Source organism: Vandammella animalimorsus (assembly GCF_002285265.1).
GTDB lineage: Bacteria > Pseudomonadota > Gammaproteobacteria > Burkholderiales > Burkholderiaceae_C > Lampropedia.
In genome coordinates this window covers 17,458-30,661 of sequence record NZ_NSJB01000011.1, presented here as the reverse complement: position 1 = coordinate 30,661, position 13,204 = coordinate 17,458, and the positions used below count along the sequence as shown (strand labels likewise).

12 protein-coding genes are annotated in these 13,204 nt (G+C 70.9%); 7 read left to right on the top strand and 5 right to left on the bottom strand.

Annotated elements, in window-relative coordinates; all coding sequences use genetic code 11:
- Nucleotides 1-4: 4 nt before the first annotated feature.
- On the top strand, nt 5-625 hold the full coding sequence (locus CK625_RS11375) for a GDYXXLXY domain-containing protein (protein ID WP_238945638.1): 621 nt from the start codon (nt 5-7) through the stop codon (nt 623-625).
- A gap of 17 nt (nt 626-642) precedes the next feature.
- Nucleotides 643-1,782, top strand: a complete 1,140-nt coding sequence (locus CK625_RS11370; protein WP_095540446.1) for a hypothetical protein — start codon at nt 643-645, stop codon at nt 1,780-1,782.
- Nucleotides 1,783-2,145: 363 nt separating this feature from the next.
- Here the strand turns inward: CK625_RS11370 and dcd are convergent, their stop codons facing one another.
- Nucleotides 2,146-2,712: a dCTP deaminase gene (gene dcd / locus CK625_RS11365; protein ID WP_095540497.1), complete on the bottom strand. Its 567-nt coding sequence runs from the start codon at nt 2,710-2,712 to the stop codon at nt 2,146-2,148.
- 151 nt (nt 2,713-2,863) lie between these two features.
- On the opposite strand from dcd, the gene CK625_RS11360 reads away from it, so the two are divergent.
- The gene (locus tag CK625_RS11360; RefSeq protein ID WP_095540445.1) at nt 2,864-3,502 is read left to right on the top strand and encodes an L-threonylcarbamoyladenylate synthase; all 639 of its coding nucleotides are present in this window, start codon (nt 2,864-2,866) and stop codon (nt 3,500-3,502) included.
- A 286-nt stretch (nt 3,503-3,788) separates the two neighbouring features.
- Here the strand turns inward: CK625_RS11360 and CK625_RS11355 are convergent, their stop codons facing one another.
- Nucleotides 3,789-4,742 carry a LysR substrate-binding domain-containing protein gene (locus tag CK625_RS11355; RefSeq protein ID WP_172425154.1) on the bottom strand — a complete coding sequence of 318 codons (954 nt, stop codon included), beginning with the start codon at nt 4,740-4,742 and terminating at the stop codon, nt 3,789-3,791.
- Nucleotides 4,743-4,830: 88 nt separating this feature from the next.
- Between CK625_RS11355 and CK625_RS11350 the strand changes: the two genes are divergently transcribed.
- Nucleotides 4,831-5,814, top strand: coding sequence for a DMT family transporter (locus CK625_RS11350; RefSeq protein ID WP_095540443.1), 984 nt, complete (start codon nt 4,831-4,833; stop codon nt 5,812-5,814).
- Nucleotides 5,815-5,829: 15 nt separating this feature from the next.
- Here the strand turns inward: CK625_RS11350 and CK625_RS11345 are convergent, their stop codons facing one another.
- Nucleotides 5,830-6,915 (bottom strand): helix-turn-helix transcriptional regulator, encoded by a 1,086-nt coding sequence (locus CK625_RS11345; RefSeq protein ID WP_095540442.1) that lies wholly within the window; start codon nt 6,913-6,915, stop codon nt 5,830-5,832.
- 149 nt (nt 6,916-7,064) lie between these two features.
- On the opposite strand from CK625_RS11345, the gene CK625_RS11340 reads away from it, so the two are divergent.
- Complete coding sequence (locus tag CK625_RS11340) at nt 7,065-9,446, top strand: TonB-dependent siderophore receptor (RefSeq protein ID WP_095540441.1); 2,382 nt, start codon at nt 7,065-7,067, stop codon at nt 9,444-9,446.
- A gap of 5 nt (nt 9,447-9,451) precedes the next feature.
- Nucleotides 9,452-10,615 carry an alpha/beta hydrolase gene (locus CK625_RS11335; RefSeq protein ID WP_172425153.1) on the top strand — a complete coding sequence of 388 codons (1,164 nt, stop codon included), beginning with the start codon at nt 9,452-9,454 and terminating at the stop codon, nt 10,613-10,615.
- 21 nt (nt 10,616-10,636) lie between these two features.
- On the opposite strand, the gene CK625_RS11330 is transcribed toward CK625_RS11335, so the two are convergent.
- A complete protein-coding gene (locus tag CK625_RS11330; RefSeq protein WP_095540439.1) occupies nt 10,637-10,942 on the bottom strand; it encodes a YfhL family 4Fe-4S dicluster ferredoxin in 306 nt (101 codons plus the stop codon).
- Between the two features lie 59 nt (nt 10,943-11,001).
- Nucleotides 11,002-11,574, bottom strand: coding sequence for a DUF2946 family protein (locus CK625_RS11325; RefSeq protein WP_095540496.1), 573 nt, complete (start codon nt 11,572-11,574; stop codon nt 11,002-11,004).
- A 122-nt stretch (nt 11,575-11,696) separates the two neighbouring features.
- On the opposite strand from CK625_RS11325, the gene CK625_RS11320 reads away from it, so the two are divergent.
- A complete protein-coding gene (locus CK625_RS11320; protein ID WP_095540438.1) occupies nt 11,697-13,097 on the top strand; it encodes an anti-phage deoxyguanosine triphosphatase in 1,401 nt (466 codons plus the stop codon).
- The last annotated feature ends 107 nt before the right edge of the window (nt 13,098-13,204 follow it).

The window sequence follows — 13,204 nt, the reverse complement described above, 5'->3', positions numbered from 1 at the left end:
TGCCATGTCCAATTCATTGACCGACGCCGCCACGCCCGCCGCCATGTCCGCCACCCAGGCCGCAGCGCCTGCCCGGCCGCCGCAGGCACAGGCGCACGCGCGCACGCTGCGCGCTGCGCTGGCCCTGAGCATTGCGCTGGTGCTGGGCCTGGCCGCCTGGAGCGTGCTGGGCTTCGAGACCCTGCTGCGCCAGGGCCGCACCGTCTACCTGGAGCTGGCCCCGGTGGACCCGCGCTCGCTGATGCAGGGCGACTACATGGCGCTGAGCTACCAATTGGAAAGGGAGATCGACACCCCCCAAGTGGAGCAAAGCATCCAGCCTGATTGGCCCGCGCCGCCGCGCTATGCCTACCTGAGCCTGGACGGGCAGCAGCGCGCCACCGCCGTGCACAGCCTGGGCATGCAGCCCACGCCGCCTGCGGGCACCATCGCGCTGCGCCTGCGCCCTGGCCAGATGAGCCACATCCCGCGCCTGGGCCCCAACGCCTTCTTCTTCCAGGAAGGCACGGCCAAGCACTACGATTTCGCCCGCTGGGGCGAGATGCGCGTCGATGCCCAGGGCCGCGCCCTGCTGGTGGGCCTGCGCGATGCGCAATTGCGCCTGCTGGGCGAGAACCGCTTGTAACCGCAGGCCCGCCCCCCATGCTGCGCCTGCCCTTGTTGCTGCTGCGCCTGCTGTGCCTTGCCCTGGCCCTGGCGGCCGCCCTGGCCTGGTGGCAGCGCGGCCAGTTGGCCCTGCTGGCCACGGCCCGCATCGACCCGCTGCCGCAGGTGCAGCAGCTCATGGCCGAGCAGCGCTGGGCCGACGCTGCGCAGTACCTGGACTTCTTCATGGCCTACGACTACGTGCGCGCCCAACCGCAGGCCCAGCAGCTGCAGCAGCACATCGCCCAGCAGCGCAGCTCCTGGCTGTACCAGCTGGGCAAGCTCGGCGAAGGCCTCTTGCAAGGCCACAGCGATGAGGACATCGGCCAGATCGCCGGCATCGCCAGCGACTTTCTCGTCGTGGGTGATCTGCGCGATCTGGGCATCCAGGGCTGGCGCATGGCCCATGACGAAGCCACCGACCCGGTGCTCATTGCCCTGTCCACCCTGGGCGTGGCCGCCAGCGCCGCGCAAGTGGGCAGCGCCCTGGCCAGCGGCGCCACCGCCGGGGCCACGGCCCCCATCACGGCAGGGGCCACCTCGGCCAAGGCCAGCATCGCCACGCTCAAGGCCCTGCGCCGCCTGGGCCGCCTGCCCGACTGGCTGGGCCAGAGCGCCATCGCCAGCGCGCGCCAGTTCAAGCAGCAACGCTCGCTGCACAGCCTGCAGCCCATGCAGGCCATCCTGCAAGACGTGCACACCCTGGCCGGCATCCCCGGCGGGCCCCGGCTGCTGGCACGCAGCGAGGACGCCGCCGCCCTGGCGCGCAGCGCCCGCTTTGCCAAGGCCCAGGGCCCGCACACCGCCGCGCTGCTGCAACTCAGCCAGGGCCAGGCCAGCGTGCTGGCCCAGCACATGCGGCTGACCGAGCGGCACGGCGCCAGCGCCCTGCGCCTGGCCGCCACCTATGGCCAGCGCGGCCTGCAAGTGCTCGAGCGCAGCGGCGCGGCGCGCTTTGCCAAATACCACGCCCGCGCCGCCAAAGTGGCCTACAAGGGCGATGCCCTGCGCCTGCTGCTGCGCTGGCTGGCCGATCTGCCCGCCTGGGCGCTGGCCACCTGCATCGCCCTGGGCCTGCTGGCCCTGCCCTGGCCCAGGCGGCGCAAACCACCACGGCAGCGCGCAAGCGCCGGGTGAAGAAAACGGGCCGACGTTAGAGCGTGTTCTGCGCGAACGCCTACAAACCCAAGCCCTGGCCGCTGGCTGGCATCGCCGTCTCGCAAGTCGCTCTCGTCATGCCCGCGAAGGCGGGCATCCAGCGCCACCCTTGCGCACGAGAGGGGATTGCCAAACGGCAGCGCCGCCTCTGTCAGCGTCGCCCCTGTCAGCGTCGCAACTGGACACCCGCCTTCGCGGGTGTGACGAGAACGAGAGAAGGCCGCGCCTGCAGGAAAGTCTTCATGAGAATCGAAACCGCTCCAGAAAGACCGTCGCCAATTTGGCCCCATCAGAGCCTGCCCAAGGTCTCGGCGCGAGCGGGCAGAGACCTTGGGCAGGCTCTCAGGTGCGCGGCAGCGTCACCCCGTGCTGGCCCTGGTACTTGCCGCCGCGGTCCTTGTAGCTGACCTCGGGCGGCTCATCGCCCTCGAAGAACAGCACCTGCGCGCAGCCCTCGCCCGCGTAGATCTTGGCCGGCAGCGGCGTGGTGTTGGAAAACTCCAGCGTCACATAGCCCTCCCATTCGGGCTCGAACGGCGTCACGTTGACGATGATGCCGCAGCGCGCATAGGTGCTCTTGCCCAGGCAGATGGTCAGCACATTGCGCGGGATGCGGAAGTACTCCACCGTGCGCGCCAGCGCAAAACTGTTGGGCGGGATGATGCAGTAATCGCCCTCGAAATCGACAAAGCTTTTTTCATCGAAACGCTTGGGGTCCACCACCGTGCTGTGGATGTTGGTGAACACCTTGAATTCACGCGCACAGCGAATGTCGTAGCCATAGCTGCTGGTGCCGTAGCTGATGATCTTGCGCCCATCGAGCACGCGCACCTGGCCCGGCTCGAACGGCTCGATCATGCCGTGCTGCTGGGCCATTTGGCGGATCCATTTGTCGCTTTTGATGCTCATGGTGGGCTCGTCCTGCTGCGCTTTTTCGGGGATGCCCGGCACGCACCGCGCGCTGCCGCGCGGCCGGGCCGGCCGATTGTAGGGGCCATTTGCGGTGACAATGGCCGCCCGCGCCTGCGCTGGGCGCGCCCTTTCATCCCCCTGCGACGCCATGGCCCAGTATTTCGAAGTCCACCCCGAGAACCCGCAGCCGCGCCTGCTCAAGCAGGCCGCCAGCTTGCTGCAGCAAGGCCAGGTGCTGGCCATCCCCACCGATTCCAGCTACGCCCTGGTCTGCCCGCTGGACGACAAGGCTGCCGTCGAGCGCCTGCGCCGCATCCGCGGCGTGGACGACAAGCACCTGCTGACCCTGCTGTGCAAGGATTTGTCCGAGCTGGCCAGCTACGCGCGCGTGGACAACCGCCAGTTCCGCCTGCTCAAGCAGGCCACGCCCGGGCCCTACACCTTCGTGCTCGAAGCCAGCAAGGAAGTGCCCCGGCGCATCAGCCACCCGCAGCGCAAGACCATCGGCCTGCGCGTGCCCGACTCCCCCGTCGTGCAAGGCCTGCTGGACATGCTGGGCGCGCCGCTGCTGGCCAGCACGCTGATCCTGCCCGATGAGCCCGACCCCTTGAGCGACCCCGAAGAAATCCGCCAGCGCCTGCAAAAAGACCTGGGCGCCGTGATCGACGCCGGCACCGTGGCCATCAAACCCACCACCGTGCTCGATCTGACCAGCATGGAAGGCGGCGGCAGCGCCACCGTGCTGCGCCAGGGCCAGGGCGATCTGGCGCGGCTGGGCCTGGCGTAACGACCAACTCAAAAAAACCCAGCTGCCGCACGCCAGCCACTGGCCACTGGCAAGCCCAACCCCGCAAGGCCCAACGCAAGGCCCTGCGGGGTTTTTCATGGCCGGCCATACCCACGCTGGGATGCCGGCCTGCGCCTGTGACGGTGCTGGGCCAGGGCCGGCTGGTCCGCACTCAGCGGGGCTCAATGGGGCCTGCTTGCCAAGCATCCAATTTCGCTGCGGCTGTTTGGGCGCAGCTGCGCCGCCCCAGCCGGCTGCTCAAAATCCAGGCAAGCCACCCCGCTCCCTAGGGCAATCCCGAAGCCGCCGACACCTTATCCACAGCTTTGTCCCCGGCCATTGGGGATGAATGCTGCGCCTGGGCGACATGGCTTTGCGCCAGCAGGGCGCGCAGCCTTTGCAGCACGGCCTGGCGCGCCGGGCCGGCCGGGCCGGCGGCGCTGCGCAGCACGAAGCGGCCGCTGGGCGCAGGCGGCAGGCCGCTGCCCGGCCCCAGCTCGCGCAGGCCGCTGGCATGGGCCAGCACCTGGCGCGATTGCAGCGAGACGCCCAGCCCGGCCTGCACGGCCGCCAGCACGCCGGCCATGTTGGGGCTGGTGTAGGCCACGCGCCAGCGGCGGCCCTGCTGCTCCAGCTGGGCCAGCGCATGGGCGCGATAAACGCAGCCGTGCGGGAACAGCACCAGCGGCAGCACGCTCTGGTGCTCCAGCGCCGTGCCGCTGGCGGCCACCCATTGCAGCGCGTCGGGCCAGGTGTCGTGCGCGTCGTCCTGCCCGGGCGCGTCGCTGCCGACCACGCGCCGGTACAGCGCAATGTCCAGCTCGCCATCGGCCAGCGCGGCCTGCAGCTGCACCGACAGCTGCGAGCGCACCTCCAGCCGCGCCTGCGGGTGGTGCTGGGCCACTTCGGCCAGCAGATAGGGCAGCAGCTGCACGGCGTAGTCCTCGGGCAGGCCGATGCGCACCAGCTCGGGCAGGTCTTCGGCAAACAGGTTGCAGACCTCGTCGTGCAGCGCCAGCATGCGCCGCGCATAGCCCAGCAGGCGCTCGCCATCGGGCGTCAGGCTGGTGGCGCGCGCATTGCGCAGCAGCAACGGGCGGCCGGCCTGGGCCTCCAGCTTCTTGATTTGCTGGCTGACGGTGGACTGGCTGCGGTACACGCGCCCGCCGGCGCGGGCAAAGCCGCCGCTGTCGACCACCTGCACGAAGGTGCGCAGCAAGGGGATGTCAAATTGCGTCATGGCCGCGGACGATACATTGAAAAAACCGATGCATGGCATCCGTATTTCTCGTTTTTCGATTCATGCCGGCTTTTCTAGACTGCCGGCCATGCCACATGACAACCGCCCTGCCCCCGCCCCCGCCCCCGCCCCAGCCCCAGCCACCACTGCCGCCTCTGCCCCTGCCGCCCCCAGCCCGGCGCTGGCCGGCGCTGCCGGACGCGGCACGCTCTGGTTGGCGCTGCCGTTCACGCTGGTCTGGGCCAGCGCCTTTCCGGCCGCCAAGTTCGTCTTCCCCGACAGCCCGCCGCTGCTGTTTCTCAGCCTGCGCTTTGTCTGCGCCGGCCTGCTGCTGACGGCCTGGGCCGCTTGGCGCGGCGAGTTCCGCCAGCGCCGCCCGGGCCTGCGCGACTGGGCCGCGCTGCTGGCGCTGGCGCTGCTGGGCCATGCGCTGTACCTGGGCGTGAGCTGGACGGGCATGCGCCAGCTCTCCTCCGGGCTGGCAACCATCATCATCAGCGCCAACCCGATTGCCGTGGCCTTGCTGGCGGCGGCGCTGCTGGGCGAGCCGCTGACGCGCCGCAAGCTGCTGGGCCTGGCGCTGGGCCTGGGCGGCGTGGCCTTCATCGTGCGCCACCGCCTGCACGGCGGGGCCGATACGGCCCAGGGGCTGGCGCTGGTGCTGCTGGCGCTGGCCTCGCTGTCGCTGGGCACGGTGCTGTACAAGCGCCTGCCGCTGCGCATCGGCCTGGTGGCCAATGCCGGGCTGCAGATGCTGCTGGCCGGCTTGCTGCTGGCGCCGGTGGCGCTGGCGCTGGAGAACCCGGCCGAGCTGCGCCTGACGCCCGCGCTGCTGGGCGCGTTCGCCTGGCTGCTGGGCGTGGTCTCGCTGATGGGCTATTTGATGTGGTTCACGCTGCTGGGCCGCCACAGCGCCAGCGCGGCCAGCGCCTGGTTTTTCCTCACGCCGCCGCTGGGCCTGCTGATGGGCTGGGCGGTGCTGGGCGAGCCGCTGTCGCTGCTCGATTTGCTGGGCATCGTGCCGGTGGCCATCGGCATTGCGCTGGTCACGCGCGCCGCGCCAGCGCGCTGAACGCGCTGAACGCACTCAACGCCGCAGCTGCGAAGGGCTGGTGCCGAACTCGCGCCGAAAGGCGGTGGCGAAGTTGCCCGCGTGGCGGTAGCCGGCCAGCGCCGCGGCCTGGGCCACGTCCAGCTCGGCGCGCTGCAGCGCCTGCCAGGCCAGGCGCAGGCGGCGCCGGCGCTGGTATTCGAACACGCCCTGGCCGTGCACGAGCTGGAAGTGGCGCTGCAGCGTGGCCACGCTCATGTGGTGGTGCTGGGCGATGGCCTGCAGGCTCCAGTGGTCGGCCGCGCCGCTGTCGAGCAGCTCGCGCACCTGCTGCATCTGCCGCTGGCGCGCGGCGCTGATGCGCGGCGGCTGGGCCGCCTGGCTGGCCTGGGCCAGCGCCAGCGGGGCCGCTGCAGTGGCCGCAGTTGCCGTGGTGGCCGCAGCCTTTGCGCTGCCGGGCTGGGCCAGCTCGTACAAGGCCTGCAGCACGTGGCTGCACAGCATCTGGAAGGCCCCTTGCAGGTACAGCGCCTGCAGCTCGGGGCTCAGGCGGGGCGCTTGCAGCAGGCCGCGCAGCAGCTGGTCCACCTGCGGCGGCGCGCGCCATTGCGCCTGCCGCAGGTGGCAGCGCGAGAACTCATGCACGGCCTGCAGCACGGGCGAGTGCCGCTGCTGCTCGGCGGCCAGCTCTTCGAGCCATTGCGGCGTCAGGCACAGGCTGACGGTGGCCTCGCGCCCGGCCGGCGAGGCGCGGCGCGTGAACTGCTCGGGCCGCTGCAGCGCCACGGCATGGGCCTGGGCCGGCTGGCCCGGCCGCTGCGCAGCGCCCATCAGCAGACGCTGCGGCCCGTAGCTGACATCGGCCTGGCCCTGCACGACCCAGGCCACGCGCAGCCCCGGCTTGAGCTGCAGCTGCACCTGCTGCGCGTGGGCGTCCTCGCAGACATCCACCAGATGCAGCGTGGCCCCTTGGGCCATGGCATGGGTTTGCACGCGCCCGCGCAGCGCAAAGGCCTGGTGCTGCACGCCGCTGCGCAGCCGGTAGTGGCTGCCCGCGAGCCGGCTTTGCGCGTCCAGCTCGGACAGCGCAATCAAGGGCAGATCAGGCTCGGGGGCGTTCATGGCAGTTGCCGCTTGCGCAAAGGTTTTTGCATTTCTCTCAAAGCCGGCCGGCAGGGCGCAATTTCTACAATAAGAATGAGAAATGCTATCAAATCCAACCGCCTGGCGGCGATCAAGGGCTTTCTTGGTCTCCGCCAGGCGGCGTTCACATGCCCATTCCTGTTATGAAGCACGCCATTTCCACGCCCCGCCCACTGAAGCGTTCACCGCAGCGCCCGCTGCATCGCCCGCTTGCCACGCGCTGGCCCTGCGCCCTGCGGCCGCTGGCGCTGGCCTGCGCGCTGGGCTGTCTGGCCGGCGCGGCCCAGGCCCAGCCGGCTGCGGCCCGCAATGCTGCGGCCGATGGGCAGCGCAGCCCGGCCGCTGCCGCCACCGCCAAGGCCGCACCGGCCACGCCCAACACAGCACCCAACACAGCCCCCAAGGCCGCGCCCGCCGCCACCCAGGAGCTGGCGCCCGTGACGGTGACTTCCACCAGCGAGGAGTGGCAATCGCCGCCGGGCTACGTGGCGCGCCGCAGCGCCACGGCCACCAAGACCGACACCCGGCTGGCCGACACGCCCGCCTCCATCTCCACCATCACGCGCACGCAGATGGACGACCAGGGCGCCGCCAGCGTGGCGCAGGCGCTGCGCTACACGCCCGGCGTGCTGTCCGAGGCGCGCGTCTCGCCGCGCTACGACAGCGTGTTCCTGCGCGGCTTTGGCGGCTTTGGGCAGACGGCCAATTACGTGGGCTACCTCGACGGGCTGCGCCTGCCGCGCGGCCTGTCGTACCTGATTGCCGGCATCGACCCCTGGGCGCTGGAGCGCATCGACGTGGTGCGCGGCCCCAACTCGGTGCTGTACGGCCAGGTCAACCCCGGCGGTTTGGTCAACCAGATCAGCCGCCGGCCGGTGTTCGAGCCGGTGCGCGATGTGCGCCTGCGCCTGGGCAGCCACAGCCTGCGCGAGCTGGCCGCCGACCTGGGCGGCAGCGCCGATGCGCAAGGCCGCTGGGCCTGGCGCATCACCGCGCTGGCGCGCGATGCCAGCAGCGCCAGCGGCCTGCCCGAGCGGCGCTACCTCCTGGCCCCGGCGCTGAGCTGGCGCCCGGCGGCCAGCACCCAGCTGAGCCTGCAGGCCTGGCTCCAGCGCGACCCCAAGAGCGGCAACTACAACGGCCTGCCGGGCGTGGGCACCTTGCTGCCGCACCCGCTGGGGCGCATCCCCTTCGACTTCCAGACCGCCGAGCCCAGCTACGAGCGCTTCGACCGCGACCAGAACGCGCTGACCTGGCGCCTGGAGCACAGCTTCAGCGAGCACTTCAGCCTGCAGCACCAAGGGCGCTGGCTGTCGGCCGACTCGCGCTTTCGCAACGTCTCGGCCGCGCTGGCCGACCCGGCGCGCAGCATTCTGATGCGCCAGGCCAGCGCCGCCGATGAGACGCTGCGCGGCATCAACACCGACACCCAGCTGCGCTGGCGGCTGCGCAGCGGCAACGTGCGCCACACGCTGCTGGCCGGCCTGGACTGGCAGCGCAGCACGGCGCAGCGCCAGCTGGGCATTGGCCGCCCCGGCATGCCGCTGGACTTCCTGGCCCCGCGCTACGGTCTGACCATCGAAACGCCGGCCTTCAGCAGCGACTCCCAGCGCCGCCAGAGCCAGACCGGCCTGTACCTGCAGGATCAGCTGGAATGGGGCCCCTGGCTGGCCCAGCTGGGCCTGCGCCACGACCGCGCCAGCCACCGCGACCGCATCGAGCAACTGGCCGCCGGGCGCACCACCATCCACCGCCAGAGCGACCGCAAGAGCAGCGTCAACGCCAGCCTGATGTACCGCATGGCCTCGGGCCTCTCGCCCTATGCCAGCTACGCCACCTCGTTCGAGCCGACCACCGCCATCAACCTGCACGGCGACCCGTTCAAGCCGGGCACGGCTCGGCAGATCGAGCTGGGCGCCAAGTACCAGCCCGCAGGCCAGCCCTGGCTGCTCAGCGCCGCGGCCTTCGAGCTCACGCGCCGCAACGTGCTGACCAAGGATCCGACGCCCGGCGCGCCGTCCAACAAGCAAATCCAGACCGGCGAAGTGCGCGTGCGCGGCCTGGAGTTTGAAGGCCGCGCCGAGCTGGGCCGCAGCCTCAGCGCCATCGGCGCGCTGACCTGGCTGGATCCAGAGGTCACGCGCAGCCACATCCCCGGCGAGCAAGGCCGCCAGCCCGTGGGCGTGCCGCGCGCCAGCGCCTCGGCCTGGCTGGACTGGCGCCTGCTGCAAGGGCAGCTGGGCCTGTCGCTGGGCGCGCGCCACATCGGCAGCACCTGGGCCACGGTGGACAACCGCCTGCGCGTGCCCGGCCAGACCTTGCTCGATGCCGGCCTGCGCTATGAGCTCAGCCACCTCAGCGCCCAGCTGCAGGGCATGCAGCTGGCGCTGAACGTCAGCAACCTGACGGACAAGCGCTACCTGGCCAGCTGCGCCCCTGGCGGGCGCGGCCTGGGCTGCTTTGCCGGCCCCGGCCGCCAATGGACGGCCAGCCTGCGCTACCAGTGGTGAGCGCCATGCCCCGCCGCCCAAGCCAAGACCACGGCCACAGCACAACCGCCGGGCACGCCATGACGCCGCCGCCAACACCGCCCGTGCCAGCGCCGCTTGTGCCAGCGCCACTCGTTCCCGCACAGCGCAACCCAGGCGCGGCCCCGCTGCCCCCGCAGGCGCGCCAGCGCCGCCAGCTGCTGCTGGCCATGGCCGCCGGCGGCGCGCTGCCGCTGCAAGCTGCCGCGCAGCAGCGGCCCAAGCTGGAACAGCCCAAGGCTGGCGCGGCGGCCCAGGGCCGCGCCGGGCCTGCAGAGCTCTCGCCGGCCGAGCCCGCCACCCTGCCCCAGGCGCGCCAGCACCTGCTGGCATCGCAGGCCACTGGGCGCCGCTACCGCATCCAGGTCAGCCGCATTGGCCCCAGGCCGCCCGGCGGCTACCCGGTGCTTTACGTGCTGGACGGCGACGCCATGTTCCCCGTGGCCGCCATGGCGGCGCTGGGCATGGCCATGCGCGCCGATGAAAACGGCATCGCCCCCATGCTGCTGGTGGGCGTGGGCTACGAAGGCGGCGGTCTGCTCGACGAGCAGGCCCGCGCCGAGGACTACACCCCGCCCGCGCCGGATCTGAGTAACACCGGCGACCGGCGCGCCCTGCGCCAGGGCGGGGCCGAGCGCTTTTTGCAGTTCCTCCACCGAGAGCTGCAGCCGGCCGTGGCCCAGGCCTACCCCGTCGATGCCGGCCGCCAGGCGCTGCTGGGCCATTCCTATGGCGGGCTGTTCGCGCTGTATGCGCTGCTGCAGGGCAGCCCCGGCTGGCAAACCTACATCGCCTCCAGCCCGTCGATCTGGTGGAACCAAGGCCACATCCACCAGCTGCGCGCGCAATTTGCCGCGCGCCAGGCCCAGCGCACGGCGCATGCGCCGCGCTGGCTGCAGCTGAGCATTGGTGAATACGAACAAACCCCCTCGCCATTGATCGACGCCCAATCGCCACGCGCGCGCATGATGCAGCAGCGCGGCCAGGTCGATCAGGCCCGGCAGTTCGTGCAGGCCCTGCAGCGCGATGCGGTGCCGCAGCTGAGCATCCGCTTTCAGCATTACCCGCAGGCCACGCACGCCACGGCGGCGCTGCACGCCCTCATCGACGGCCTGCGCTTTGCCAGCGCCAGCTGGCGCGCTGCGGCGTAAGACGCAAGGCGTAAGGCCTGTTCAGGATTCGGGGGCGTGCGCGGGCTGCGCGCTGGCAGGCGCTGCCTGGGGCGCTTGCTGCTCGGCGCGCAGGCGCTCGAACTTCTGCCACAGGCTTTCGCGCGATTCGACGTGCTGTGGGTTGACGGGGATGCAGGCCACGGGGCAGATCTCCACGCATTGCGGGGTGTCGAAATGGCCCACGCATTCCGTGCAGCGCATCGGATCGATGACGTAGTAATCCTCGCCCATCGAGATCGCATCGTTGGGGCATTCGGGCTCGCAGACGTCGCAGTTGATGCACTCGTCGGTAATCATCAAGGCCATGGCGGGCTCTCGGGGGCTGGGGGCGGGGTGATGGGGGCTCGCGTTGTGGGCTGTGTGGCTCAGGCGCTGCCTGCGGGCTGGGCGGGCTGGGCAGCGGCCTCTTGCTGCTGCGGGCTGCACACAAAGCCGTAGCGCTGCTGCAGCTGCGCAAAGCTTGTGGCCTGGGGCTGCCAGTCGGGCCGCTGCTCGATGCAGTCGCTCAGCGCCAGCATGTCCATGCTGTGCACCAGGCCCAGGCCCAGCTGCGTGGCGATGAAGACGCGGCCGTGCTCGTCCTGCCAGCTTTCGCCCCACTGCACCGGCTGGCCGGTGTGGGTGTGCAACTGCGGCTGGCCGTCTGCGCCGCAGGCCACGCGCAGCACCCAGGGCGCGGCTTCGAGCTCCACGAACACGCGCTGCGGCCCGTTCTGGAAATACCAGCGCCCCTGCTCATCGGCGGCGTAATTGCGGCCGATGAACTCGGCCAGGCCCGCATGCGCCAGCGGCTGCCCCTTGGATTGGGGAAACGGCCCACGCTCCTGGGTCTGCGCATCGCGCATGTACCACTGGCCGCGCGCATCCAGGCCCAGCCAGCCGCTGCAGGCCGGCACATTGGGCCACTTGGCCATGGCTTTTTTCACGATCTCGTCCATGGCCGCCATTCTGCACAGTCTGGCCGGCATTGCGGGCAAAGCCCGGCAAAACCCAGGCGCCCGACGTGGGCCTGCGCCGCCGCGCACTGCCTACAATGCCTGTTTTTTTGCCAGCCCATCCCATGCCCAACACCACCGGCAGCTGCTGGACCGAGCGCAAGCGCCAGACCGACGAGGGCTACACCAGCGGCCCCGGCCCCTTGAACACCGGCAGCGCCGATGCCCAATACCAGCGCGACCGCGCGCGCATCATCCACTGCGCGGCCTTCAGGCGGCTGCAATCGAAAACCCAGGTGCTCAGCCTGGGCGAGAGCGATTTCTACCGCACGCGCCTGACGCATTCGCTGGAGGTTGCACAGCTGGGCTCGGGCATTTGCGCGCACCTGCAGCAAACCCAGCCGCAATGGGCCCAGCTGCTGCCGCCGCCCATGCTGATCGAGGCCGTCTGCCTGGCCCACGACCTGGGCCACCCGCCCTTTGGCCACGGCGGCGAGAGCGCCATCAATGCCGTAATGCGCGCGCACGGCGGCTTCGAGGGCAATGGCCAGACGCTGCGCATCGCCATGCGCCTGGGCGAATACTCCGAAGCGCACGGGCTGGACCTGACGCGCCGCACGCTGCTGGGCGTGCTCAAGTACCCGGCCCTGCACCGCGACGTGGCGCGCTACCCCGATGCGACCGCCAGCCACGGCCCGGACACGCCGCCGGGCACGGCACCGGGCACGCCGCCGCGCCGCCCCAACTGGCAGGACAGCAAGCCGCCCAAATGCATCCACGACGACGAAGCGCAGCAGCTGGCCTGGGTGCTGGCGCCGCTCAGCCAGGCCGACCGCCAGCGCTTCACGGCCATCGACTGGCCGGCCAGCGGCCATGGCCACGGCAGGACGCGGCACAAGGCGCTGGACACCTCCATCATGGAGCTGGCCGACGACATCGCCTACGGCGTGCACGATCTGGAAGACGCCGTTGCGCTGCGCCTGCTCACCCAGGCCCAGTGGCAGGACGAAGTGGTGCAGCGCGCCCGCGAGCTGCCCTGGCGCGATGCCCAGGAGCAGGCCGAATTCGACGAGCTGCTGGGCTTTGCCACGGCGCAGCTGTTTCGCGGCGGCGACAGGCCGCGCAAGCACGCCATCAGCCGCCTGGTGGGCTTTCTGGTGGCGCGCACCCACATCCGCGCGCAGCGCCTGTTCGAGCAACCGCTGCTGGACCTGCAGGCCGAGCTCAGCCCCGGCGCCTTCGGGCTGCTGCGGCTGCTCAAGGACTTCGTGATGCAGTACGTCATCCTGCGCCCGCAAATGCAGGAGCTGGAGTTCAAGGGCCAGCAAATCGTCGTACAGCTGCTGCAGGTGCTGCTGGACAACCCCCAGCGCCTGCTGCCGCTGGAGCAGCAGCACCTGCTGGCCGCCGGCGCGCCGCTGCAGCGCACCGTGTGCGACTTCGTCGCCAGCATGAGCGACCACGAGGCCACGCGCCGCTACAGCCGCCTGTTTGCGCCCAATGCCGGCTCCTTCCTGGCGCTGTGAGCGCCTGTGCGCAACCGCCCGAGCGCGCGGCCGCGCCGCAGGCAAAAAAAACCCCGCTGGGTCACAGCGGGGTGTAAACGATCTTGGATAGTTCTCGCAGATTCTCA

What these genes read in the sequence shown, in the direction of transcription:
- CK625_RS11340 (WP_095540441.1), top strand. Translation starts at nt 7,065, where the DNA reads ATGCCCATTCCTGTTATGAAGCACGCCATTTCCACGCCCCGCCCACTG.
- CK625_RS11360 (WP_095540445.1), top strand. Translation starts at nt 2,864, where the DNA reads ATGGCCCAGTATTTCGAAGTCCACCCCGAGAACCCGCAGCCGCGCCTG.
- CK625_RS11370 (WP_095540446.1), top strand. Translation starts at nt 643, where the DNA reads ATGCTGCGCCTGCCCTTGTTGCTGCTGCGCCTGCTGTGCCTTGCCCTG.
- CK625_RS11330 (WP_095540439.1), bottom strand. Translation starts at nt 10,942, where the DNA reads ATGGCCTTGATGATTACCGACGAGTGCATCAACTGCGACGTCTGCGAG.
- CK625_RS11325 (WP_095540496.1), bottom strand. Translation starts at nt 11,574, where the DNA reads ATGGACGAGATCGTGAAAAAAGCCATGGCCAAGTGGCCCAATGTGCCG.
- CK625_RS11355 (WP_172425154.1), bottom strand. Translation starts at nt 4,742, where the DNA reads ATGACGCAATTTGACATCCCCTTGCTGCGCACCTTCGTGCAGGTGGTC.
- CK625_RS11320 (WP_095540438.1), top strand. Translation starts at nt 11,697, where the DNA reads ATGCCCAACACCACCGGCAGCTGCTGGACCGAGCGCAAGCGCCAGACC.
- dcd (WP_095540497.1), bottom strand. Translation starts at nt 2,712, where the DNA reads ATGAGCATCAAAAGCGACAAATGGATCCGCCAAATGGCCCAGCAGCAC.
- CK625_RS11350 (WP_095540443.1), top strand. Translation starts at nt 4,831, where the DNA reads ATGCCACATGACAACCGCCCTGCCCCCGCCCCCGCCCCCGCCCCAGCC.
- CK625_RS11335 (WP_172425153.1), top strand. Translation starts at nt 9,452, where the DNA reads ATGCCCCGCCGCCCAAGCCAAGACCACGGCCACAGCACAACCGCCGGG.
- CK625_RS11345 (WP_095540442.1), bottom strand. Translation starts at nt 6,915, where the DNA reads ATGAACGCCCCCGAGCCTGATCTGCCCTTGATTGCGCTGTCCGAGCTG.
- CK625_RS11375 (WP_238945638.1), top strand. Translation starts at nt 5, where the DNA reads ATGTCCAATTCATTGACCGACGCCGCCACGCCCGCCGCCATGTCCGCC.